The organism is Pseudomonas sp. G7(2022), assembly GCF_052660475.1.
On record NZ_CP109659.1, the window covers coordinates 372,323 to 395,845 of the forward strand.

18 protein-coding genes and 1 pseudogene are annotated in these 23,523 nt (G+C 61.2%); 9 read left to right on the plus strand and 10 right to left on the minus strand.

Annotated features, from left to right (window positions below):
- Nucleotides 1-44: 44 nt before the first annotated feature.
- On the minus strand, nt 45-500 hold the full coding sequence (locus NE357_RS01660) for a tRNA (cytidine(34)-2'-O)-methyltransferase (RefSeq protein WP_041071426.1): 456 nt from the start codon (nt 498-500) through the stop codon (nt 45-47).
- On the opposite strand from NE357_RS01660, the gene NE357_RS01665 reads away from it, so the two are divergent.
- Nucleotides 499-939, plus strand: a complete 441-nt coding sequence (locus NE357_RS01665) for a hypothetical protein (RefSeq protein ID WP_169428458.1) — start codon at nt 499-501, stop codon at nt 937-939. The two genes, NE357_RS01660 and NE357_RS01665, sit on opposite strands and share 2 nt — an antisense overlap.
- Before the next feature lie 423 nt (nt 940-1,362).
- On the opposite strand, the gene ntrC is transcribed toward NE357_RS01665, so the two are convergent.
- The 6 genes from ntrC to glnA form a co-directional block, all read right to left on the minus strand.
- Nucleotides 1,363-2,799 (minus strand): nitrogen regulation protein NR(I), encoded by a 1,437-nt coding sequence (ntrC, locus tag NE357_RS01670; protein ID WP_056852210.1) that lies wholly within the window; start codon nt 2,797-2,799, stop codon nt 1,363-1,365.
- Nucleotides 2,796-3,881, minus strand: a complete 1,086-nt coding sequence (gene glnL / locus NE357_RS01675) for a nitrogen regulation protein NR(II) (protein WP_096821967.1) — start codon at nt 3,879-3,881, stop codon at nt 2,796-2,798. The genes ntrC and glnL overlap by 4 nt, the downstream gene beginning before the upstream one ends.
- A 231-nt stretch (nt 3,882-4,112) precedes the next feature.
- Nucleotides 4,113-4,736, minus strand: coding sequence for a DUF4124 domain-containing protein (locus NE357_RS01680; RefSeq protein WP_169428459.1), 624 nt, complete (start codon nt 4,734-4,736; stop codon nt 4,113-4,115).
- Complete coding sequence (locus tag NE357_RS01685; RefSeq protein ID WP_169428460.1) at nt 4,733-5,242, minus strand: DUF4124 domain-containing protein; 510 nt, start codon at nt 5,240-5,242, stop codon at nt 4,733-4,735. The genes NE357_RS01680 and NE357_RS01685 overlap by 4 nt, the downstream gene beginning before the upstream one ends.
- 25 nt (nt 5,243-5,267) lie before the next feature.
- Nucleotides 5,268-5,690, minus strand: a complete 423-nt coding sequence (locus tag NE357_RS01690; protein WP_169428461.1) for a cupin domain-containing protein — start codon at nt 5,688-5,690, stop codon at nt 5,268-5,270.
- 181 nt (nt 5,691-5,871) lie between these two features.
- Entirely contained in the window at nt 5,872-7,278 is a 1,407-nt protein-coding gene (gene glnA, locus NE357_RS01695; RefSeq protein WP_169428462.1) for a glutamate--ammonia ligase, read from the minus strand.
- A 328-nt stretch (nt 7,279-7,606) separates the two neighbouring features.
- Here glnA and thiI point away from each other — a divergent pair, with 328 nt between their 5' ends.
- Entirely contained in the window at nt 7,607-9,061 is a 1,455-nt protein-coding gene (thiI, locus tag NE357_RS01700) for a tRNA uracil 4-sulfurtransferase ThiI (protein WP_085712783.1), read from the plus strand.
- Nucleotides 9,062-9,200: 139 nt separating this feature from the next.
- Nucleotides 9,201-11,021: a translational GTPase TypA gene (typA, locus tag NE357_RS01705; protein ID WP_169428463.1), complete on the plus strand. Its 1,821-nt coding sequence runs from the start codon at nt 9,201-9,203 to the stop codon at nt 11,019-11,021.
- Between the two features lie 217 nt (nt 11,022-11,238).
- Here typA and NE357_RS01710 read toward each other — a convergent pair whose 3' ends face one another.
- On the minus strand, nt 11,239-11,676 hold the full coding sequence (locus NE357_RS01710) for a YkgJ family cysteine cluster protein (RefSeq protein WP_007961740.1): 438 nt from the start codon (nt 11,674-11,676) through the stop codon (nt 11,239-11,241).
- Nucleotides 11,677-11,935: 259 nt separating this feature from the next.
- Here NE357_RS01710 and NE357_RS01715 point away from each other — a divergent pair, with 259 nt between their 5' ends.
- The 5 genes from NE357_RS01715 to NE357_RS01735 all read left to right on the plus strand — a co-directional run bounded on the left by NE357_RS01715 (nt 11,936) and on the right by NE357_RS01735 (nt 21,255).
- Complete coding sequence (locus NE357_RS01715) at nt 11,936-14,386, plus strand: glycogen/starch/alpha-glucan phosphorylase (protein ID WP_169428464.1); 2,451 nt, start codon at nt 11,936-11,938, stop codon at nt 14,384-14,386.
- 102 nt (nt 14,387-14,488) lie between these two features.
- A complete protein-coding gene (locus NE357_RS01720; RefSeq protein WP_169428465.1) occupies nt 14,489-18,082 on the plus strand; it encodes a DUF2339 domain-containing protein in 3,594 nt (1,197 codons plus the stop codon).
- Nucleotides 18,079-19,443, plus strand: coding sequence for a DUF3999 domain-containing protein (locus NE357_RS01725; protein WP_169428466.1), 1,365 nt, complete (start codon nt 18,079-18,081; stop codon nt 19,441-19,443). Before NE357_RS01720 ends, NE357_RS01725 begins: the two co-directional genes overlap by 4 nt.
- Before the next feature lie 195 nt (nt 19,444-19,638).
- A complete protein-coding gene (locus NE357_RS01730; RefSeq protein ID WP_065261556.1) occupies nt 19,639-20,649 on the plus strand; it encodes a class 1 fructose-bisphosphatase in 1,011 nt (336 codons plus the stop codon).
- A gap of 3 nt (nt 20,650-20,652) precedes the next feature.
- On the plus strand, nt 20,653-21,255 hold the full coding sequence (locus NE357_RS01735) for a DUF924 family protein (RefSeq protein WP_169428467.1): 603 nt from the start codon (nt 20,653-20,655) through the stop codon (nt 21,253-21,255).
- A 216-nt stretch (nt 21,256-21,471) separates the two neighbouring features.
- Here NE357_RS01735 and NE357_RS01740 read toward each other — a convergent pair whose 3' ends face one another.
- Together NE357_RS01740 and NE357_RS01745 are read right to left on the minus strand one after the other, a co-directional pair.
- A complete protein-coding gene (locus tag NE357_RS01740; RefSeq protein WP_371320915.1) occupies nt 21,472-22,236 on the minus strand; it encodes a methyl-accepting chemotaxis protein in 765 nt (254 codons plus the stop codon).
- A gap of 141 nt (nt 22,237-22,377) precedes the next feature.
- A pseudogene (locus NE357_RS01745) lies at nt 22,378-23,364 on the minus strand (cache domain-containing protein); the annotation flags it as partial.
- Between NE357_RS01745 and NE357_RS01750 the strand changes: the two are divergent.
- Nucleotides 23,351-23,515 (plus strand): hypothetical protein, encoded by a 165-nt coding sequence (locus tag NE357_RS01750; RefSeq protein WP_169428469.1) that lies wholly within the window; start codon nt 23,351-23,353, stop codon nt 23,513-23,515. The pseudogene NE357_RS01745 and the gene NE357_RS01750 overlap by 14 nt on opposite strands.
- Nucleotides 23,516-23,523: the final 8 nt, after the last annotated feature.

Below are 23,523 nucleotides of genomic sequence, written 5' to 3' on the forward strand. Positions count from 1 at the left end.
ACCGCTATCGCGAGCAGGCTCGCTCCCACAGTTGTTTTCGGGTGTTACTTGAAGTCGTTCTGCCGCCACGCTTCGTACACGGCCACTGCTACGGTGTTGGACAGGTTCAAGCTGCGGCAGCCTTCGCGCATCGGCAGACGCAGGCGCTGTTCGGCGGGCAGGGCGTCGAGCACTTCCGGCGGCAGGCCACGGCTTTCCGGGCCGAAGATGAACGCATCGCCCGGGACGAACGCGGCATCGTGAAACGGCCGCGAACCCTTGGTGGTGAAGGCGAACAGCCGCGGATGGCCGAGGCTTTCCAGGCAACTGGCGAGGTCGGCGTGGCGTTGCAGAGTGGCATACTCGTGATAGTCGAGACCGGCGCGACGCAGCCGCTTGTCGTCCATCTCGAAGCCCAGCGGTTCGATCAAATGCAGGTGGCAGCCGCTGTTGGCGCACAGCCTGATAACGTTACCGGTGTTCGGTGGAATTTCCGGTTGAAAAAGGATGACGTGAAACATGCACGGCTCCGAAGGTAAAGATGACGCGCATTCTACGCCGCCAGCCGACCCGCGTTCGAAACTATTCCCGCGAGTCATGGGGTCGCTGGCAATTTTCGGCCTGATGGTCGGAATGATGATCGGCCGTTTGACCACCCCCGACCCAAGCGTTTTGCAGCAGGTCGAAGTGATCGAGGGTGGTCTGGCGGTCTGGTTCAACAATGAGCCGAAGCTGCATGGCGAGATCGTCGATGGCAGCATCGCGTTGCTGTTCGAGGCCGAAGGCAAGGCGCAGAAAGGTCAGCTCAAGCTCAACGGCAAGGACGTGAACTGGCGGACGCGTTTGAGTGACGGGGGATTGTTGCTGACGCTGGTGGCGGCGCGGCCGCTGCAGGGCGACTGGGCCGGCCAGGCGGTCGATGACCGCTGGCGGCTGGAGATCCATCTCCGGGAGCAATAAAAGAGGGAATCCCCGGCCTGCCTGTACCAAGGTTCCCGAAACGGGCGGGCTCATCGCATCGCGTTCTGAGCCGGTGTAAAGAGGGAACCCCTGACCTGCCTGTATCAAGGGCCCCAAAAGGGTGGGCTCATCACGTTTGTGGTGTGAGCCTGGTGTAAAGAGGGGAATCCCCGGCCTGCCTGTACCAAGGCCCCCGAAAGGGTGGGTGAATCGAATCACCTGATTGGGTTATTGCAGGGGGCGTGCCAGTTTTTATCGTTTTGAAACAAAAAAGCCCGACACAATGACGAAGGCCCCGTAATACGGGGCCTTCGTCTTTTCACAGGGTGGGATTTTCAGCGGTTTACAGGACAAACCTGAGCCAGTGGCCGTGCCCGATTAAGGGTCACGCTGCCTTGCGGCGGTGCAGGCTGGCGCCGAAGCTCAGCCTTCATCGCCCTCATCGTCATCCCCGCCATCGACCTTCATGCCAAGTTCCTTGATCTTGCGGGTCAAGGTGTTCCGGCCCCAGCCCAGCAGCACGGCCGCGTCGCGACGACGTCCGGCGGTGTGCTTCAAGGCGGTCTCGATCATGATCCGCTCGAACGCCGGCACCGCGCTGTCGAGCAGGCTCGACTGACCGCGTGCGAGCGCCTGATCGGCCCACTGGCGCAGCGCCTGTTCCCAGTTGGTCACCGGCGCTGAATCCTGAGGCAGGCTCAGCAGTTCCGGTGGCAGGTCGCCGATGTGAACTTCGCGCCCCGACGCCATCACCGTGATCCAGCGGCAAGTGTTTTCCAGCTGACGCACGTTGCCCGGCCACGGCAGGTTTTTCAGGTATTCCTCGGTCTCGCTTTTCAGCAGCTTCGGCTCGACCGCCAGCTCTTGCGCGGCGCGGCTGAGGAAGTGCTTGGCCAGGGTCGGGATGTCTTCGCGACGGTCCGACAGGCGCGGGATGTGGATGCGGATCACGTTGAGGCGGTGGAACAAGTCCTCACGGAATTTCCCGGCGTGGACCAGGGTTTCCAGATTCTGGTGAGTCGCGGCGATGATCCGCACATCAACCTTGACCGGCACATGCCCGCCGACGCGATAGAACTCGCCATCGGCCAATACCCGCAGCAGCCGGGTCTGGGTGTCCGCCGGCATGTCGCCGATTTCATCGAGGAACAGCGTGCCGCCGTCAGCTTGCTCGAAACGTCCGCGACGAAGGTTCGCTGCGCCGGTGAACGCGCCTTTCTCGTGGCCGAACAGCTCGGACTCCATCAGGTCTTTCGGAATCGCCGCCATGTTCAGCGCAATGAACGGGGAGGCCGCACGCGGGCTGTGGCGGTGCAGGGCATGGGCTACCAGCTCTTTGCCGGTGCCGGATTCGCCGTTGATCAATACGGTGATGTTGGAGTGGCTCAGGCGTCCGATGGCGCGAAACACTTCCTGCATCGCCGGTGCTTCGCCGATGATTTCCGGGGTGCGGGTCAGGGTTGGCGCGACTTCCAGGCCCTGTTGTTCCTGGGCGTGCTGATTGGCGCGTTTGACCAGCGACACCGCTTCGTCGACATCGAACGGTTTTGGCAGGTATTCGAAGGCACCGCCCTGATAGGAGGCGACAGCGCTGTCCAGATCGGAGTGAGCGGTCATGATGATGACCGGCAGTCGTGGGTGTTGCTCGCGAATCCGCGCCAGAAGATCCAGGCCACTGGCACCCGGCATGCGGATGTCGGAGATGATCACGTCCGGCTGCTGGCGGGCCAGGCGGCTCATCACGCCATCGGCACTGTCGAAGCTCTGGGTGGTCATGCCTTCCTGTTGCAGGGCTTTTTCCAGAACCCAACGGATAGAACGGTCGTCATCGACGATCCACACGGTTTCACTACGGCTCATGTCGATGTGGCTCCTTGTTCCAGTGGCAGAAAGATCGAGAACGTGGTGTGGCCTGGGTGGCTGTCACACTCGATCAGGCCCTGGTGCTGGCTGATGATGTTCTGGGTGATGGCCAGGCCGAGTCCGGTACCGTCCGGACGGCCGCTGACCATGGGAAAGAAAATGGTTTCCTGGAGTTCCGCCGGAATCCCCGGGCCGTTGTCGATGATCTCGATCTTGGTCACCAGGCGATGGCGGATATGGCCGATGGTGAATTGGCGCATGGCGCGGGTGCGCAGGCTGATGCGGCCCAGGCGCAGCTCGTTCTGGCTGCTGATCGCTTGCATGGCGTTGCGCACGATGTTCAGCACGGCCTGAATCATTTGTTCACGGTCGATCAGTACGTCGGGAATACTCGGGTCGTAATCGCGCACCAGCGTGATGCAGCCCTGGCTTTCGGCCTCGACCAGTTGGCAGACGCGCTCCAGCACTTCGTGGACGTTGCACAGGGCCAGCGACGGCAGTTTGTTCGAGCCGAGCATGCGGTCGACCAGATTGCGCAGGCGGTCGGCTTCTTCGATGATCACGTTGGTGTAGTCGCGCAGGCTGTCTTCCGGTAGCTCCCGGGCCAGCAATTGCGCGGCGCCACGGATGCCGCCCAGCGGGTTCTTGATCTCGTGGGCGAGGCCGCGCACCAGCATCTTGCTGGTTTCCTGCTTGGACAGTTGCGCCTCTTCCTTGGTGATCCGCAGCAGGCGGTCGCGAGGGTGAACCTCCAGCAACAGCAGGGTCGCGCCATTGCTGAGGATGGGCGTCACCGCGTAATCCACCGTCAGGGTCTGGCCGGTGAGGGCGGTGAGCATCGCTTCACGCTTGGTGAACGGGTGCGCCTGTTCAACCGCCTGGCGCAACGAGTTGAGCGCTTCGGTGGATTCGGTAAACAGCTCGCTGATGAACTGCCCATGGCTGCGCTGACCACTGATGGCCAGCAGCATCTCCGCCGCCGGGTTCATGTACTCGAGGCGCAATTCGGCATCGAGCAGGATGGTGGCGGTGGTCAGGTTGTCGAGCAGCAAACGGTGGAGTGCGTCGCTTATGGTCATCAGGACCTCTTTTGGAGCAAGGCGTGCGCAAGAAACCAAGCGCCGGTGCGAGGAAAATGCAAAAACCAAACCAAGGCTCCGAAAAGAAGCGTTCGGCGCCTGAAACAGGCGTTTGACGCCCGTTTGCGCAGCGATTGGCCGGCCCTCGCGGGTACTTTCGAACCAAAATGGGTTGGATTGTGGGTACGGTGCAGACTGTTGCACCAATATAGTGCGCAAAGCTGAACGGCGCTAAAAGAAACGCAGGAAGGGATTTTTCGGTTCGGCGGGTTTGTCTTTCAGCGGGCATTCCGGTCGAACGCCGTAGTCATCGGTGGTGCAGGGTTTGACCTGGCGCTTTTGTGCCAGCGAAATGCGCTGCATGTGGAACGGTTGATTGGCCGTTCGTTCGACGATGCGATCCTGTGCATCGAGGATCTCTACTGACAGACTGTGACTGCCGCGATCGATATTGTTCAGTGGAAACACCGGGCTCAGGCCGGGTTCGCCGGTGGCCTGGCCATCCAGCAGCAGGCGATAGCGATGTCCCTTTTGCAGGCCGGGTTCGCTGGTGACGCTGACGATCAGCTCGCCGGCGCTGCTGCGAATGGTGGCGTCCGGCTCGGGTACCAGCACCCGCAGCATGTCGTAGCGGAACAGCGGTTGCTCCGGTGATTTTTTGGCCGTGGTGATGGGCGCCGCCCCGGTCGGGTTGGAGGCCATGCGATTGCTGGTGGCCAGCGGCACACGCTTGGCGTTGCCTCGGGGTTGATCGGTGTAGACGCGATTGCCCTGCGCATCGACATAAGTGAAGACTTCGGCGGACGCACCGAGCGCGAACAGGGCCAGACACGCAGCGATCAGTCCGCGAGTCACGGCTTGTGCACTCGCTGCACAGTGAAGACCACTGCCGGACTCTGTTGAATGATCGCCTCGCCATCGATCACCTGAACCGCCAGCCGATGCTCACCCCGGTCGACGTTCACCAGTTGCAGGATCGGCACGTTGCTCGGCTGGCCATAAGGCGCGTCGTCCAGCAGCAGGCGCAGTTGGTGCGGCGGTTGCAGGCGCGGCTTGATCTGCACGCTGACGGTGAACGTGCCGTTGTTGGCGCGCAGGGCCTCTTCGGTGGGCAGGCCGGTCAGTTCCAGCACGTCATAGGCATTGCGCGCAGGCGCCCGGCTGGCCGTGTCCGACGACGGCGCGCTCGGTGCCTGAGGCTGGACGCTGTTGAGCGGCGGCAACTCCACCGGCTGCGCCTTCACGCCGTCCGGCGAGTGATCGCTGTAGACCGTGTTGCCGTTGGCGTCGGTGTATTTGTAGATCTGCGCTGACGCGTCGTACGCGCAAGCCAGCAACAGAATTGGCAGCAATGGCCGCATTCGGACGTCCTGTGAGTAGCGGATATCACTCCGACAATGGAATACCCTCGCCGCCAGCATAGAACACAACCAGCTCCACAGGTTTGTCTCCAGTGATCCCGCGATGACTGCGGTTCACCATTTCAGCGACGGCTTCTCCCTGTTTAAAACGTTTGCTGCGGCCATCGTCCCTGCTTTCGATAGTCAGTTCGCCGGAGAGAATGTAGGCAGCGTTGGGAATAGGGTGAGTGTGCCACTGGAGCTGTGTGTTGGCAGGAATACTGAGCCGGAGCACCGACAGTTCGGGTTTGGCGTCGGGGTAGTTTGAATAGGAGGTCCCATCCCACGACGTGGTGCTTTCGAGCAACAGATTGCGCTCTATCTGTCTTGATTCCTGTGGCGAGGCACAGCCTTGCAGGGTCAGAGTTGCCAGAGTGGCAAGCAGAATCTGGATAAGACATTGCTTCATCGTTGTATTCCTCAAGTGGCCGTAAGGAGGAAAGCTACGGGCCGCTCAAAGGGATTGATGCCGGACGATGTGTCAGTTGCTTTCGGATTTCTGGATTGATGTTGTCGGAAATAACCTCAAAAAAAAGGCCTCCCGAAGGAGGCCTCTCTTTTGTCATGCCGCGTAGCGCAGCGCTACCGGATCAGCAGCTGTAGTACAGCTCATATTCCAGTGGGTGTACGAAGGTGCGGACCTTGATTTCTTCTTCGGATTTCAGCGCGATGTAGGCATCGATGAAGTCGTCGGAGAATACGCCGCCCTTGGTCAGGAACGCACGGCCCTTGTCCAGCTCTTCCAGGGCTTCTTTCAGGCTGCCGCAAACTTGCGGGATCTCTTTCGCCTCTTCAGGCGGCAGGTCGTACAGGTTTTTGTCAGCAGCATCGCCTGGGTGGATCTTGTTCTGGATACCGTCCAGGCCGGCCATCAGCAGTGCTGCGAAAGCCAGGTACGGGTTGGCAGCCGGATCCGGGAAACGTGCTTCGATACGACGGCCGCGTGGGCTGTTGACGTAAGGAATACGGATCGAGGCGGAACGGTTGCGAGCCGAGTAGGCCAGCATCACCGGAGCTTCGAAACCTGGCACCAGACGCTTGTAGGAGTTGGTGGCCGGGTTGGTGAAGCCGTTCAGGGCCTTACCGTGCTTGATGATACCGCCGATGAAGTACAGGGCGGTTTCGGACAGGCCGGCATAGCCTTCGCCAGCGAAGGTGTTCTTGCCGTCTTTGGCGATGGACATGTGGACGTGCATGCCCGAGCCGTTGTCGCCGTACAGTGGCTTCGGCATGAAGGTCGCGGTGCGGCCGTAAGCGTCAGCAACGTTGTGTACAACGTATTTCAGAGTCTGAACTTCGTCAGCTTTCTTCACCAGGGTGTTGAACTTGACACCAATTTCGTTCTGACCGGCAGTCGCCACTTCGTGGTGGTGAACTTCAACGGTCTGACCCATCTCTTCCAGTGCGTTGCACATGGCGGTACGGATTTCGTGGTCGTGGTCGAACGGCGGAACCGGGAAGTAGCCGCCCTTGATACCTGGACGGTGGCCCTTGTTGCCGCCTTCCACGTCCTGATCGGACATCCACGAGCCTTGCTCGGAGTAGATCTTGAACATCGAGCCGGAGATGTCGGACTTGAACTTCACTTCGTCGAAGATGAAGAACTCAGGCTCTGGACCGGCGAATACGGTGTCACCGATACCGGTGGTCTTCAGGTATTCCTCGGCGCGGTGGGCAATGGCGCGCGGGTCGCGATCGTAACCTTGCATGGTCGAAGGTTCGATGATGTCGCAAACCAGGATCAGGGTCGGCTCTTCGGTGAACGGGTCCAGAACGGCAGTTTCGTCGTCCGGCAGCAGGATCATGTCGGAGGCTTCGATGCCTTTCCAGCCAGCGATGGAGGAACCGTCGAACATCTTGCCAACTTCGAAGAAGTCGTCTTCCAGCGCATCGCGAGCCGGCATGGTCACGTGGTGCTGAGTGCCTTTGGTGTCCGTGAAGCGCAGATCAATCCACTTGACGTCATGATCTTTGATGAGTTGAACCGACTTCGACATAGTGTCCTCCGGGTGGCTTAGGGCTGGTAGTGGATGCCCTTAAATGTTGGTGATGCCGGCGCGAATACTCTGCCAAGGCAACCTGCCTCACAAGGGAGCAAATTGCATGCCAGTGCCCCAGCATGGGTTTTTTGCCCCAAATTCACGCTTATAAAGGTGCAAAGCGCAGAAAGAGAGAAAATCTCGCCCTCTAATGTAGCGCTATAAGTCGAAAATGACCCGTTTTGGTGCATGCAAAACCTTCTGCACATTAACTGGTTAAACCTTGAGCAATTTCCGCTATAATCCGCGCCCCCCTTTTTCGGCTGGCCCAGCGCGCGCTGTTTTCATGAAACTAATCGTAAAAGTCTTCCCCGAGATCACCATCAAAAGCCGACCTGTCCGGACGAAATTCATCCGCCAGCTGGCCAAGAACATCCGCACCGTGCTCCGCGACCTGGACCCGGCCGTGGTGGTGAACGGTGTGTGGGACAATCTCGAGCTGGAAACCCGCGTGACCGATCCCAAGGCCCTGAAAGAGATGGGCGAACGCCTGACCTGCATGCCGGGCATCGCGCACTTTCTGCAGATCGACGAGTACCCGCTGGGTGACTTCGACGACATCACCGAGAAGTGCAAACAGCACTATGGCGATGCACTGGCCGGGAAGATTTTCTCGGTGCGCTGCAAGCGTGCGGGCAAGCATGCCTTCAGCTCGATGGACGTCGAAAAATACGTCGGCAGCAAGCTGCGCCGTGAGTGCGGTGCCGCCGGTATCGACCTGAAAGCGCCGGAAATCGAAGTCCGCATCGAGGTTCGCGACAAACGGTTGTTTGTCATCCACAGCCAGCACAATGGCATCGGCGGCTACCCGCTCGGTGCGCTGGAGCAGACGCTGGTATTGATGTCCGGCGGCTTCGACTCGACGGTTGCGGCCTACCAGATCATGCGTCGCGGTCTGATGGCGCACTTCTGCTTCTTCAATCTGGGCGGTCGTGCCCACGAATTGGGCGTAATGGAAGTCGCGCATTTCATCTGGAAGAAGTACGGCAGCTCGCAACGCGTGCTATTTGTCAGTGTTCCGTTCGAAGAAGTGCTGGGCGAAATTCTCGGCAAGGTCGATAACAGTCATATGGGCGTCGTATTGAAGCGTATGATGTTGCGCGCCTCCTCGGCCATCGCCGAGCGCCTGCATATTGATGCGCTGGTCACCGGCGAGGCGATCTCCCAGGTGTCGAGCCAGACGCTGCCGAACCTGTCGGTGATTGACTGCGTGACCGATAAGCTGGTCCTGCGTCCACTGATCGTCGCCCACAAGCAAGATATCATCGACACGGCCAACGAGATCGGCACCGCCGATTTCGCCCGGCACATGCCGGAGTACTGCGGGGTCATTTCGGTCAATCCGAAGACAGCCGCCAAGCGTGGTCGCGTTGAGCACGAAGAGCAGGAATTCGACATGGCGGTGCTCGAGCGTGCGCTCGCAAACGCCAGACTGGTGCCGATTGATCGGGTGATCGACGAATTGGGCCAGGATTTGCAAATCGAAGAAGTCAGCGAGGCACTGGCCGGCCAGATCGTCATCGACATCCGTCACCCGGATGCCGCCGAGGATGAGCCGCTGGAGCTCGAGGGCATAGAAGTACAGACGATGCCGTTCTATGCAGTGAACGCACGTTTCAAGGAACTGGACCCTACTCGCCAGTACCTGCTGTATTGCGACAAAGGCGTGATGAGTCGCCTGCATGCTCACCATTTGCTCAGTGAGGGGCATGCCAATGTGCGCGTTTATCGACCGAGCTAAGTGCCCGGGGCTGTTTGCCTGTGGCCTGCGTCACCGGCCCCCCGACACCGCCGTCAAGCTGTAACGGCCATGCCGGACACTACTGCTAATCGCTGCCAAGACTTGTCAGCAAACCGAATCCTCTGATCGAGATACACAAGTGATCGAAAATCTACGCAACATCGCCATCATTGCCCACGTTGACCATGGTAAGACCACCCTGGTAGACAAACTCCTGCGTCAATCCGGCACCCTGGAGCGCAACGAGCTCAACGACGAGCGCGTGATGGACTCCAACGACCAGGAAAAAGAGCGCGGCATTACCATTCTGGCGAAAAACACCGCCATCAACTGGAACGGCTACCACATCAACATCGTGGACACCCCGGGCCACGCCGACTTCGGCGGCGAAGTCGAGCGCGTAATGTCCATGGTTGACTCCGTGCTGCTGCTGGTCGACGCTCAAGACGGCCCTATGCCGCAAACCCGTTTCGTGACCAAGAAGGCTTTCGAAGCCGGCCTGCGTCCAATCGTGGTCATCAACAAGGTTGACCGTCCGGGCGCGCGTCCTGACTGGGTTCTGGACCAGATCTTCGATCTGTTCGACAACCTGGGCGCTACCGAAGAACAACTGGACTTCCAGGTTGTTTACGCTTCGGCCCTGAACGGCATCGCCGGTCTGGACCACACCGCCATGGGCGAAGACATGACCGCGCTGTACCAGGCGGTAGTCGACCACGTTCCGCCTCCGGCTGTTGACCGTGACGGTCCGTTCCAGATGCAGGTCTCCGCTCTGGACTACAACAGCTTCCTGGGTGTTATCGGTGTTGGCCGTATCGCTCGTGGTCGCGTCAAGCCGAACACTCCGGTTGTCGCTATCAGCGCCGATGGCAAGCGCCGCAACGGTCGTATCCTGAAGCTGATGGGTCACCACGGTCTGCACCGCGTTGACGTTGAAGAAGCTGCAGCTGGCGACATCGTCTGCATCAGCGGTTTCGACGAGCTGTTCATCTCCGACACCCTGTGCGACATCAACACCGTCGAGGCGATGAAGCCTCTGACCGTTGACGAGCCAACCGTTTCCATGACCTTCCAGGTAAACGACTCGCCATTCTGCGGTAAAGAAGGCAAGTTCGTGACTTCCCGTAACATCAAGGATCGTCTGGACAAAGAGCTGCTGTACAACGTTGCACTGCGCGTTGAAGAAGGCGACTCGGCTGACAAGTTCAAGGTTTCCGGCCGTGGTGAGCTGCACCTCTCGGTACTGATCGAAACCATGCGTCGCGAAGGCTTCGAGCTGGCCCTGGGCCGTCCTGAAGTGATCATCCGTGAAGTTGACGGCGTGAAGCAGGAACCGTTCGAAAACGTCACCATCGACATCCCTGAAGAATCCCAGGGCAAGGTCATGGAAGAAATGGGTCTGCGTAAAGGCGACCTGAGCAACATGGTGCCGGATGGCAAAGGCCGTGTTCGTCTGGAATACAACATCCCTGCTCGCGGTCTGATCGGTTTCCGTAACCAGTTCCTGACCCTGACCAACGGTGCTGGCATCCTGACCTCGATCTTCGACCGTTACGCTCCAGTGAAGTCGGGCCACATGTCCGGCCGTCAGAACGGCGTTCTGGTTTCGGTTGAAACCGGCAAGGCGCTGACCTACTCCCTGGAAACCCTGCAGGCTCGTGGCAAGCTGTTCGTAGAACACGGCCAGGAGATCTACAACGGTCAGATCGTTGGTCAGAACTCCCGCGACAACGACCTGGGTGTAAACCCGACCAAAGGCAAGAAGCTCGACAACATGCGTGCTTCGGGTAAAGACGAAACCATCGCTCTGGTTCCACCTGTTCGCTTCACCCTGGAACAGGCTCTGGAATACATCCAGGAAGACGAGCTGTGCGAAGTCACTCCTAAGTCCATCCGTCTTCGCAAGAAGATCCTGGACGAAAGCGAGCGTACCCGCGCTGCCAAGAAAGCCAAGGCGTAAGATTTAGCCAGGCTTGAAAAAAACGCCCCCGGTCGAGAGACCGGGGGCGTTTTTGTTTGTCCGGGATTTGCGCGGTGTCTGTTCCGGCGCTATCGCGGGCAAGCCCGCTCCCACAGTGTTTTCAGTCGTACCAAAAGTTTGTGTACAGCAAAAATCACTGTGGGAGCTGGCTTGCCAGCGAAGGCGGCCGATCAGCCGCCGAACATCTCAGGGCAGATCAGAACTTCTCGATCGACCGCGAATTCTGCACCCGCTCCACTTCCTTCGGCTTGTACGCGCAATACCCCGGCCGCGGGCCGATCTTCGGGTGGTTGCGGCAAGTGTCCGGGCGCTTGTCATAAATGGTGCACAGGCGGCTCTTGCGATCCAGGTAGTAGCAATCGTTGTTGCTCATGCGCTGCAGGGTGAAGATCCCCGACTTCTGGTTGAAGCGCTCCACCAGCCCTTCCTTTTGTAGACGCTTGGCGATGTTCTTCGGCGGGTCGCCCAGTTCGAACTCGTCGACCACGCCGATGCGTACCAGGTCCTTGATCTTGACCTCGACCGGCAGCGTGCAGCAGCTGGAAACGCACGAGCCGCACATCGGGGCTGAATATTTGGCCCAGGTATCGAGACGGTCGATCTCGGCTGCGGCGATCAGGTTGGGCTTCATCATCGGGGTTTACCAGGCGTGTGCATCAGGGCGCGCGATCATACCGGGACGGGTGGATTTTTGAACAACCTTTCGCCAGATTTTTTCTTCATGCACCCGCATCGTCCGACAACTCGGCACGGCCCCTGCATTCATTGAGGCATTCGCCAGAGTATTGCCGGTCGATCTCACACTCTCGGTAAAAACTGCCGAACCAGAGCCCTTACCGTCGGTCAGACCGTCTAGGCTCTGACAACTCCCCCGCTCGCTCGAGGTCCTATCGATGACTCAAGAACCACTAGTTCGCGAAGCAGAGGTGGCCGCATTCCGCGACGCCGTCCTGACCAAACTCACCTACGCGGTGGGCAAAGACCCGGATCACGCCTTTGACCATGACTGGTTCGAAGCCATCGCCCTGGCGGCGCGCGATCACATGGTCGAGCACTGGATGGACCACACCCGGCAGATCTACCGCAAAGGTCAGAAGCGGGTGTATTACCTCTCGCTGGAATTTCTCATCGGCCGCTTGCTCTACGACAGCCTGAGCAACCTCGGCCTGCTGGATGTTGCTCGTGAAGCACTGACCGAGTTGGGCGTCGATCTGGAGCGCATCCGCATCCTGGAGCCGGATGCGGCGCTGGGCAACGGTGGCCTTGGGCGGCTGGCGGCGTGCTTCATGGAAAGCATGTCGACCCTCGGTATCGCTGGTCACGGCTACGGCATTCGTTATGAGCACGGGCTGTTTCGTCAGGCCATCGTCGATGGCTGGCAGCAGGAACAGACCGAGCACTGGCTGGATTTCGGCAACCCCTGGGAGTTCGAGCGGCCAGAGGTGGTCTATCCGATCGGCTTTGGCGGCAGTGTCGAAACCGTCACCGACGCCAGCGGCAAGTCACGGCAAGTCTGGCAACCGGCGGAAACCGTCCGGGCCATTGCCTACGACACACCGGTGGTCGGCTGGCGCGGGGCGAGCGTCAACACCTTGCGCCTGTGGCGGGCCCGAGCGATGGAAGACTTGCACCTGGAGCGCTTCAACGCCGGTGACCACCTGGGCGCCGTCGCCGAAGTGGCCCGGGCCGAGAGTATTTCCCGCGTGCTCTACCCGGCGGACAGCACCGAAGCCGGGCAGGAACTGCGTCTGCGTCAGGAATACTTCTTCGTCGCCGCCTCGCTTCAGGACTTGCTGCGCCGTCACCGCAACATGCACACCTCGGTGCTGACCCTCGGCGATCACGCGGCGATCCAGCTCAACGACACGCACCCCTCGATTGCCGTCGCCGAACTGATGCGCCAACTGGTCGATGTCTATGACGTGGCTTGGGACGCGGCGTGGCAAGTCACCGTCGATACGCTGTCGTACACCAACCACACGCTGCTGCCCGAAGCGCTGGAAACCTGGCCGGTGGGGCTGATGGAGCGCATGCTGCCGCGGCACATGCAGATCATCTATCTGATCAACGCCCAGCACATCGATTCGCTGCGAGCCAAGGGTATCCACGATTTTGACGTGCTGCGCGCGGTGTCGCTGATCGAGGAAGACAACGGCCGCCGGGTGCGCATGGGCAACCTCGCGTTCCTCGGCTCCCACAGCGTCAACGGCGTGTCCGGGCTGCACACGCAGTTGATGCGCAAAACCGTGTTCGCCGAGTTGCACAAGCTGTATCCAGAGCGGATCAACAACAAGACTAACGGCATCACGTTCCGCCGCTGGCTGTACCAGGCCAACCCTGAGTTGACGTCGATGCTGGTCGACTCCCTCGGCCCGGACGTTCTGGATAACCCGGAACAGCGTCTGCTCGATCTTGAGCCGTTCGCCGAAAAACCAGCCTTCCGCAAAGCCTTCGCCGAGCAACGGCTGCACAGCAAAAAAGCGCTGGCCTACCTGATTCACGAGCGGCTGGGGATCGCGGTCAACCCGGCGGCGATGTTCGACGTGCAGGTCAAACGGATCCACGAATACAAGCGCCAGTTGCTCAACCTGATGCACACGGTCGCGCTGTATCAGGCGATCCGCGCCGAGCCGGAAACCGACTGGGTGCCGCGGGTGAAGATCTTCGCCGGCAAGGCAGCGGCCAGTTATCACCAGGCCAAACTCATCATCAAACTGACCAACGACATCGCCCGGGTGGTGAACAACGACCCGACCGTGCGCGGCCTGCTCAAAGTGGTGTTCCTGCCTAACTACAACGTCAGTCTGGCGGAAAGCATCATTCCGGCGGCGGACCTGTCGGAGCAGATCTCCACTGCCGGTTTCGAGGCCTCGGGCACCAGCAACATGAAGTTCGGCCTCAACGGCGCGCTGACCATCGGCACCCTCGACGGTGCCAACGTGGAAATGTGCGAAAGCATCGGCGCCGAGCACATGTTCATCTTCGGCCTCAGTGCCCAGCAGGTCGAAGCGCGCAAGCAGAACCACGAGTTCAGCGCGGTGCCGGACATCGCGGCGTCCCATCGTTTGAACGATGTGTTGCAGGCGATCCGCAGCGGGGTGTTCTCGCCGGACGACACGTCGCGCTACACCGGGTTGATCGATTCGCTGGTGGACTACGACCGCTTCCTGGTCTGCGCCGACTTTGACTCGTACTGGGAAGCGCAGATGCGCGTGGATGCGCTCTGGCATGATTCCAACAACTGGTGGCGTTCGGCGGTGCTGAACACCTCGCGGATGGGCTGGTTCTCGTCGGACCGGACGATCCGCGAGTACGCCACGGATATCTGGAAGGCACTGGAGTAACTTTTAGCGACAAATGTGCGCCCGGCCCCACGCTTGTTGGGCCGGGCCGATATACTGAGCCTTGGTTCCGCCCCGTTCCGGGGCTGCTCAGGGATATCGACCATGCAATGGATGTTCATGTTGATCGGGCTGCTGCTCGGTTGGCTGCTCGACGAGTCGTTCAGTTCTTCGCTATTGGGCGCGCTGCTGGGCCTGGCAATCGGGCAGACGATCCGCATCATGCGGCTTGGCTCGCAGGTGGCGGAGCAACAGCGGCAACTTGAACAGACGAAGGTGGCTTTGCAAGGCGTTGCGCAGCGTCTGTATCTGCTGGAGGGATCGCCTTCGCACGCGGTGCCGACGTCAGGCGTGGAACCGGTCCCCGAGCCTTTGGTCGAGCCCGCCGAGGTCGCCGAAGATGCTGCGCCCCCCGAACTGGTCTGGGAGCTGCCGCCCGAACTCGAACCTCTCTCAGTCGTCGTCAGCGAAACCAGTCAGCCGTTGCCGGCCGATGTCTGGCGTCTCGACGCCGTTACCCCTGAAACCCCGGAACCCCGACAGCCCGCCGAACCCCGTGGCCCGAACTTCATCGAGCGCGGCATCAGCGCGGCGCGAAACTGGCTGTTCGGTGGCAACACCGTGCTGCGGGTGGGCGTGGTGCTTTTGTTCTTCGGCCTGGCCTTTCTGTTGCGTTACGCCACCGAAGGCATGGTGGTGCCGATCGAGTTGCGTTACGCCGGGGTCGCGGCGGCAGCGCTGGGATTGCTGGCGCTGGGCTGGTGGTTGCGCCATCGCAACACAAGCTACGCCTTGATGCTGCAAGGCACCGGGATCGCGGTGCTGTACCTGACGGTGTTTGCGGCGATGCGCCTGCACCCGCTGCTGGATCCGTCCGCCGCGCTGGGTTTGCTGGTGGCGGTGACGGTGTTTTCGGCGATTCTGGCCATCACCCAGGATTCCCTGGCCCTGGCCTGCGTCGCCGCATTGGGCGGTTTCGCCGCGCCGATCCTGACCTCCACCGGCAGCGGCAACCATGTCGCGCTGTTCAGCTATTTCGCGTTGCTCAACGCCGGCATTCTCGCCATTGCGTGGTTCAAGGCCTGGCGTCTGCTCAACCTGATCGGTTTCGCCGGCACTTTCGGCATCGGTTTCGCCTGGGGCGTGCGTTCGTATGCGCCGGAACTGTTGTGGAGCACCGAGCCGTTCCTGATTCTGTTCTTCCTGATGTACCTCGCCATCGGCCTGCTGTTCGCCCGACGCAAGTTGCTGGACATGCCGGATGCACCGGCAGAGAGCGATCGCGAAGCGCTGCTGCACTGGTCGGCGCGCAAGGGCGACTACGTTGACGGCACGATGCTGTTCGGCCCGCCGCTGGTGGGTTTCGGCCTGCAATTGGCGCTGGTGCAGCCTCTGGAATTTGCCGCCGCGTTCAGTGCGCTGGCGCTGGGCATGATTTACATGGCTCTCGCCAAAGTGCTGATGGGCGGCCGGGCGCTGCTGCTGGGCGAGACCTGTCTGGCGCTCGGGGTGATTTTCGCCAGCCTGGCGATTCCATTGGGCCTGGATGCGCGCTGGACGTCCGCGGCCTGGGCGGTGGAGGGGGCGGGGATTTTCTGGCTGGGCTTGCGTCAGCAACGGCCGTTGGCCCGGGCCTTCGCATTGCTGTTGCAACTGGGCTCGGCGCTGGCGTTTCTCAGCGAGTTGCGCATTGGCGAAAGCAGCCTGCTCGACGGAGCGCCGCTGGGCGCACTGATGCTCGGCGCGGCGTTGTTGTTCAGCTTCTATCAATTGCGCAAGGCGTTGCCGGAACAGGTTTCACCATGGGAGCGCCAAGGCCTGCCGGTGTTGGCGAGTCTCGGTCTGACCTTTCTCTATCTGCTGGCGCCATTGTTCTTCTTCACTCAGGGCACGGCGATCAGTTGGGCATTGGCCGGGCTGGTGACCTTGTTCGTCGGCTTGCCCCTGCAATCGCGCACCTTCCTGTTCACTGCGTTTGCCGTGCAACTGCTCGGCGGGGCGCTGTTCCTGTTGCGCCTGCAAGGGGCGGGCGAGGATTCGGCAGCCGTGTTCAGCGCCGGCTGGAGCGGTCTGCTCAGCGCCTCCCTGATCGGTCTGGCGCTGATCGCCGGCATGCTCCTGGCGGCGCGTGACGAGATGGTGCGCAGCGATGTTCGGTTGCTGCGCGGCTTGTCGGTGGTGCTGCTGGCGGGGCTGGTGCTGATCAATCTGGCGGTGTTGTTCGTACTGCCGTGGCAAACCGCGAGTGCGGTGTGGGCGGCCAGTGGCTTGCTGATCATCTGGCTCAGCCTGTACCTCAGGCAGCGCGTGAGTTTTGTCTTTGGTCTGTTGTTGCAGTTGATCGGTGGCGCGGCGTTTTTGCTGGCCGGCCCCGAGTTGCTCGGGCCGCTGTCCAGCGAAGGTCTGCGACCGCTGTCCCATGGCGGATTCTGGACGCCGCTGGTGCTGGGCCTGGCGGCGATGATCGGGGCGTGGCGCCTGCAACTGGGCAATCACGCTTCGGCGTTCGATGTACTGAGTCTGCAGCGGCTGTCCGAAGTGTTGCTGGTGTGGGGCGCCGGTTGGTGGTCGCTGGCGTGGGTCAGCGAAGTGCTGCGGTTTGCGCCGCTGAATCTGCAGGCGACGTTGTTGCTGCTGGTCGCCGCGCTGAGCGTCGCGTTGTGGACGCTGTTGGCCTTGCGTCTGAAATGGCCGTCGCTCGGGTTGCTCTGCACTTTACTGATTCCGGCGGCCGGATTGGTGTTGCTGGCCGCGTGGCACTCGCGTTATCACCCGGCGGCCAACTTCGGCTGGCTGGCCTGGACGGCGGTGTTCGTCGTGCACTTCATCAGCCTGCGGCGTCTGGTGCCAATGCTGCCGGCGCGGGCCTTGAGCACGGCGCATGTGCTCGGTTGCTGGCTGCTGATCGGCGTGCTGGCGCTGGAACTGCGCTACGGCCTGCTGCTGTTGTCCGAGCAATACAATGCCTGGCGCTGGCTGGGCTGGGCGCTTCTGCCGAGCGTGTATCTGTTGCTGATGGCCGCACCGCGCACCTGGCCGTGGCCGGTGGCGGCGTTCCCCCGTGAGTACCGTTTGTACGCGGCGTTGCCGCTGGCGGTGTTGATGCTGGTCTGGTTCTGGCTGGCGAACGGGGTGAGCGACGGCAACGCCGAACCGCTGCCTTACGTGCCGCTGATCAACCCGCTGGAGCTGGGCCTGCTGATCGCGTTGTTCAGCGTTTATGCCTGGTCGCGCAACGCGGTAACCGAGCTGTCGATCCGCAAGGACTACGCCGCTCACGCCTCGCAACTGATCGCCGGCGTTTCGCTGTTCGCGTTCTGCACCGCGTTGGTGACCCGCGCCGCGCACCATTGGGCGGGGATTCCGTTCGAGCTGGACCTGTTGCTCGAATCGATGCTGGTGCAGGCCGGGTTGTCCATCGTCTGGACGCTGATGGCGCTCGGCCTGATGATCGGCGGGCACCTGCGCCATCGCCGCGAAGTGTGGTTGATCGGCGCGGCGCTGATTGCGCTGGTGGTGGCCAAACTGATTTTTGTCGAATTGAGCAACCGTGGCGGGCTGGCGCGGATCGTCTCGTTTATCGGCGTCGGTGTGTTGCTGCTGGTGGTGGGCTACTTTGCGCCGCTGCCGCCCAAACGCGTCGAAGCTGCACCGGAGGCGGACAAGCCGGCCCCGGAAACCGAAGGAGTGTCGTCTTGAGTCGCAAGCTTAATCTCGGGTGGCTGTTGCTGGGCGTGGCCATGACGGCCGGCGCTCAGGAAAAACCGGCGGACTTCGCCGCGCAGGTGCCGTTGTCGGTCAGTGGTTCCGGCCCGTGGTATCGCCTCGAACTGCCGCTGAGCGTGCAGTTGCAGGCGCGCCAGACTGATCTCAGCGATCTGCGGGTGTTCAACGCCGCCGGACAACCGCAGGCCTATGCGCTGGCCCGGGAGTCGGCGCAGACCCGCGACGACGGCCAGTTGCATGAGGTGAAGTGGTTCCCGCTGTACAACTCGGCGGATGCCACCGAGCGCGCGCCGAGCGTTCGCGTGCAATCCACCACCACCGGCACGCTGGTGGAGGTGCAGCCGTCCAGTCAGCTCGAAGCCGGTGAAGAAGTGCTGCGCGGCTGGCTGCTCGATGCCAGTGCGATCAAGGCGCCGTTGCAGCAACTGATCCTCGACTGGACCAGCGAGCGCGACGGCTTCCAGCGTTTCAGCATCGAGGCCAGTGACGACTTGCAGCACTGGCAGGCCTGGGGCGAAGGGCAGGTTGCGCGCCTGACTTTTTCCGATGAGCGCATCGAACAGCATGAAGTCGCGCTGCCGGGGCAATCGGCGCGTTACCTGCGGCTGTTGTGGGATTCGCCCAACGCGGCACCCAATCTGACGTCGGCGCAATTGAAAAGCAGTGACCCGCAAAACCTGCCGTTACCGCTGGTCTGGTCGCCGGCGCTGGCCGGCAGCAGCACCAAGGCCGGGGAATACACCTGGCAGTTGCCGATGGGGCTGAATGTCGAGCGGGTCCAGGTCGAGTTGAAACAGCCCAACAGCCTGGCGCCAGTGACGCTCTCGGGACGCCGGGAAACCAGTCTGCCGTGGCAGCCGTTGAGCAGCGGCTTGCTCTACCGACTGACCCAGAACGGCCAGGACGTGGTGCAGAACGAATTGCAGCTCTACGGGCAGACCGTGCAGCAGTTGAAGCTGACGGTCGACGAACGCGGTGGCGGTCTCGGCGAACAGGCGCCGAGCGTGAAATACGCGGTGCGCGCCACACAAGTCATCTTCCTTGCCCGTGGCGAAGGCCCCTACAGCCTGGCGCTGGGCAATCCGACGGTGAGAACGGCAAACCTGCCACTGAGTACGCTGATCCCCGACTTCAAACCGGAGAAACTGGCCACGCTGGGCAAGGCCGCGGTGCAGGGTGAAGCAGTCGCGCCCCAGACTTCGACGGCCACCACAGCGGCGACCACCGATACCAACTGGAAGAAGTTCGGCCTGTGGGCGGTGTTGCTGCTCAGTGTGCTGTTTCTGGCGGCGATGGCCTTCAGTCTGCTGCGCAAACCGCCGGCCAAGTCCTGAATATGACGGGTGTGGCCTCTACACCCGTCGGGTTTCCAACTACGCTGAATCCGGTGCCTGAACTCTCCCGGATTCATCACGTCTGATAGCAGGAATTGCACCCGACGCACGTTACCGGGCGTCATTGCTCGCTACGGTTTCAGACTCCCTGTAAACTGCGCGGGTTTTTAGCCCCCCATTCCACCGGAGCCGTCCATGTCCCGCGTTACCCTGAGTCGCTATTTGATTGAGCAGACCCGCAGCAACAACACTCCTGCCGATCTGCGTTTCCTGATCGAAGTGGTGGCGCGCGCCTGTAAGGAAATCAGCCACGCCGTATCCAAAGGCGCCCTGGGCGGCGTTCTGGGCAGCATGGGTACGGAAAACGTGCAAGGCGAAGTGCAGAAGAAGCTCGACGTGCTGTCGAACGAAATCCTGCTCGAAGCCAACGAGTGGGGCGGTCACCTGGCCGGCATGGCGTCCGAAGAAATGGACAACGCCTACCAGATCCCGGGCAAATACCCGAAAGGCGCCTACCTGCTGGTATTCGACCCGCTGGACGGTTCGTCGAACATCGACATCAACGCCCCGGTCGGCACCATCTTCTCCGTGCTGCGCTGCCCGAACGAATACCTGAGCCAGAACGAAGCCCTGAACGAAAAGGCCTTCCTGCAGCCAGGCACCCAGCAGGTGGCTGCCGGTTACGCGATCTACGGTCCGCAGACCATGCTGATCCTGACCTTGGGCAACGGCGTGAAGGGTTTCACCCTGGATCGCGAAATGGGCAGCTTCGTCCTGACCCACGAAGACATCACCATTCCTGAGAGCACCCAGGAATTCGCCATCAACATGTCCAACCAGCGTCACTGGGAAGCCCCGGTACAGCGCTACGTTTCGGAACTGCTGGCCGGTGAAGAAGGCCCGCTGAAAAAGAACTACAACATGCGTTGGGTCGCGGCTATGGTTGCCGACGTGCACCGCATCCTGACCCGTGGCGGTCTGTTCATGTACCCGCGCGACAGCCGCGAGCCTTCCAAGCCAGGCAAACTGCGCCTGATGTACGAAGCCAACCCGATGTCGTTCCTGGTGGAACAGGCGGGCGGCGCTTCCACCGACGGTCACCAGCGCATCCTCGACATCCAGCCTGAAGGCCTGCACCAGCGCGTAGCGGTGTTCCTCGGCTCGAAAGAAGAAGTCGCCCGCGCCACGGCCTACCACAAGGAATAAACCATGACCGCGCCCTGGCAGCCGTTGCTCGATTGGTGGTTCGGTCATGCCGAATCAGCCAGTGAAGTTTCGGCGCGACAGGGCAAGTTTTGGTTTGGCAAGCAAGACAGCCAGGACCTCGAGGCGCGAGAGCGTTTCGGGGTCTTTGTCGATCAGGCCCTCGCTGGCGAATTGACCGAATGGACGCAATGTCCCGAAGGCTGGCTGGCAGTGGTGCTGCTACTCGATCAGCTTCCGCGCATGATTTTTCGCGATACGCCCAAGGCTTTTTCCGGTGATCTGCGAGCGCAGAAGCTGGTTGCTCAGGGGATTGCTGCAGACTTCGATCGGCAGTTGAAACCGATCCAGCGGGTTTTCATCTACCTCGTCTTCGAACACTGCGAAAACCTCGCGGTGCAGAATGAAGCGGTCTCGCGATTCATCGAACTGGTGGCTGAACAGCCGGAGGCGGAGCGCGGGGTGTTTGCCGACAACCTGGATTATGCCGAGCGGCATCAGAAGGTGATTGCGCGGTTTGGACGGTTTCCGCATCGCAATGCGGTGTTGGGGAGGGAGTCTACGGCTGAGGAGTTGGCGTTTTTGAGAGAGCCGGGTTCGCGTTTTTAGGGCGATTTTCGGCAATCTCAAAAACCAGCCCTCACCCTAACCCTCTCCCGGAGGGAGAGGGGACTGACCGAGTTGGATGTTCGAGTTACGCTGACTTGAAATACCGAGTTGAACTCAGGTCTGGAAAGCGACAGAGATCGGCTCCCTTTCCCCTCGCCCCCTTGGGGGAGAGGGTTGGGCGGGCGGCGTTCCGATGAGGGGGTAAGCTCTTGATCTTCAGATTCTGAAGCTACCCACCAACTGCTTCAACCGCGCAGCCTGCTGCTCAAGATCCGCACAAGCCCGCAAAGTAGCCTGCAAGTTCTCCACCCCTTCCTGGTTCAGCGTGTTGATCTCATTGATATCAACGTTGATCGATTCAACCACCGCCGTCTGCTCTTCCGTCGCGGTTGCCACCGACTGGTTCATGCCGTCGATCTCGCCGATGCGCTGGGTCACGCTTTCCAGGCGTTCGCCGGCCTGGTTGGCGATGCCGACGCTGCTTTCGCTCTCGCGCTGGCTCTCGGTCATGATGCCGACCGCCTGACGCGCGCCAACCTGCAGCTCTTCGATCATGCTCTGCACTTGCTGCGCCGAATCCTGGGTGCGGTGTGCCAGGTTGCGGACTTCGTCGGCCACCACGGCGAAACCGCGACCGGCCTCCCCGGCGCGGGCTGCTTCAATGGCTGCGTTGAGCGCCAGCAGGTTGGTCTGCTGGGAGATGCTGGTGATCACTTCCAGAATCTGCCCGATATTCACGGTGTTGCTGTTCAGGGTTTCGATGTTGCCGCAGGAGTCGCTGATCTTCGCCGACAGTTGCTGCATCGCGTGGATGGTTTTATCCACAACCTGCTGGCCGTCGACTGCCAGGCTGCGCGCGTCGCTGGAGTGTTGCGAGGCGAGCGCGGCGTTCTGGGCGATTTCCTGGGCGGCGGCGCCGAGCTGGTTGATTGCAGCGGCCACGCTGTTGGTGCGCGAGGCTTGCTGGTCGGAGTTGAACATCGACGAGTTCGATGCCGCGACCACGCGCAGGGCGACTTCGTTGACCTGCCCGGTGGCCGAGGACACTTCGCGGATCGAGGTATGGATACGCTCGACAAAACGATTGAACGACAGCCCCAGCGCGCCGAATTCGTCGTGGCCATGAATGGTCAGCCGTTTGGTCAGGTCGCCTTCGCCTTCGGCGATGTCATGCATGGCGCGGCCCATTGTCAGCAGCGGTTGCATCAGCACGCGAATGAGCATGCCGAGCAGGGCGATGATGATGACGACGGCGATGACCATGGCGATCAGCGCCGAGGTGCGGAACTCGCTGAGCATTGAGAACGCGGTGTCCTTGTCCAGCACCAGCGCCACGTACCAGTCGGCCGACGGCACGCCGTTGACGCGAGTGAAGGAGATCAGTTGGGTCTTGCCGTCGAACTCGACCTCTTTCAGGCCCGGGGTGACTTTCGGCGCACCGGTGGGATAGGCCTCGGCCAGAGTCTTGAGCACCAGCTTGCTGTCCGGGTGGATCAGGATCTTGCCGTCGGCACTGACGATGAACGCGTGGCCGTGGCCGCCGAAGTTCAGCGAGTTGATGATCGCGCTGACGCTGGTGAGATCGATGTCGGCGCCGGCCACACCGATCATCTGGCCCTGACGCTGCACCGGGGTGGCGACGGTGATCACCAGTTTGCCGGACGAAGCGGCGATGTACGGTTCGGTGACGATGGTCTGCTGGGCGCTGTTCGCCGCTTTGTACCAGCCACGGGCGCGGGGATCGTAATCCGGTGCGCGGTTGCCGGCAGGGACCGAGAACATCACGCCGTCGGCGCCGCCGAAATAGCTGAGCTGGAAATTGCCGGTGTAGGCGGGCAGATCAATGATGCGCTTCAGGCTGGCCGGGGCGTTGCCGTCGGCGACAACCTGCTGGGCCATCGATTGCAGCAACTGAATGCGACTTTCCAGCCAGGTCTGGATGTTGCTGGTGGTCAGGCTGCCCAGTTCCTGCATCGACGCTTCGGTGCTGCTTTGCAGGGCTTCGCGCTGGCGATAGTCGTTGAACAAAATGAAACAGGCGAACGCAACGGCCACCACGAGGGCGGCAGCCAACAAGATTTTGTGGCTGAATTTCATGTTTCTGGTCATTAAGGAAGCTACCGCGAAGGGGCTGGTCAAGAAAGGGCGGCAATTTGCCACACTCTCGGGCTTTGCGCTGCTCTTATTTCGACCGCCGCGCGACAAAGATGAGAACGCTTTTGTTAAAGGCGACGAAATGCTCAATAGCCCTACAAAGTGACTGATTTA

Bases quoted from the DNA above. Each gene is read 5' to 3' on its own strand.
- NE357_RS01665 (WP_169428458.1), top strand. From the start codon at position 499: ATGCACGGCTCCGAAGGTAAAGATGACGCGCATTCTACGCCGCCAGCC.
- NE357_RS01660 (WP_041071426.1), bottom strand. From the start codon at position 500: ATGTTTCACGTCATCCTTTTTCAACCGGAAATTCCACCGAACACCGGT.
- ntrC (WP_056852210.1), bottom strand. From the start codon at position 2,799: ATGAGCCGTAGTGAAACCGTGTGGATCGTCGATGACGACCGTTCTATC.
- glnL (WP_096821967.1), bottom strand. From the start codon at position 3,881: ATGACCATAAGCGACGCACTCCACCGTTTGCTGCTCGACAACCTGACC.
- NE357_RS01685 (WP_169428460.1), bottom strand. From the start codon at position 5,242: ATGCGGCCATTGCTGCCAATTCTGTTGCTGGCTTGCGCGTACGACGCG.
- NE357_RS01690 (WP_169428461.1), bottom strand. From the start codon at position 5,690: ATGAAGCAATGTCTTATCCAGATTCTGCTTGCCACTCTGGCAACTCTG.
- glnA (WP_169428462.1), bottom strand. From the start codon at position 7,278: ATGTCGAAGTCGGTTCAACTCATCAAAGATCATGACGTCAAGTGGATT.
- thiI (WP_085712783.1), top strand. From the start codon at position 7,607: ATGAAACTAATCGTAAAAGTCTTCCCCGAGATCACCATCAAAAGCCGA.
- NE357_RS01710 (WP_007961740.1), bottom strand. From the start codon at position 11,676: ATGATGAAGCCCAACCTGATCGCCGCAGCCGAGATCGACCGTCTCGAT.
- NE357_RS01715 (WP_169428464.1), top strand. From the start codon at position 11,936: ATGACTCAAGAACCACTAGTTCGCGAAGCAGAGGTGGCCGCATTCCGC.
- NE357_RS01720 (WP_169428465.1), top strand. From the start codon at position 14,489: ATGCAATGGATGTTCATGTTGATCGGGCTGCTGCTCGGTTGGCTGCTC.
- NE357_RS01730 (WP_065261556.1), top strand. From the start codon at position 19,639: ATGTCCCGCGTTACCCTGAGTCGCTATTTGATTGAGCAGACCCGCAGC.
- NE357_RS01735 (WP_169428467.1), top strand. From the start codon at position 20,653: ATGACCGCGCCCTGGCAGCCGTTGCTCGATTGGTGGTTCGGTCATGCC.
- NE357_RS01740 (WP_371320915.1), bottom strand. From the start codon at position 22,236: ATGTTCAACTCCGACCAGCAAGCCTCGCGCACCAACAGCGTGGCCGCT.
- NE357_RS01750 (WP_169428469.1), top strand. From the start codon at position 23,351: ATGTTTCTGGTCATTAAGGAAGCTACCGCGAAGGGGCTGGTCAAGAAA.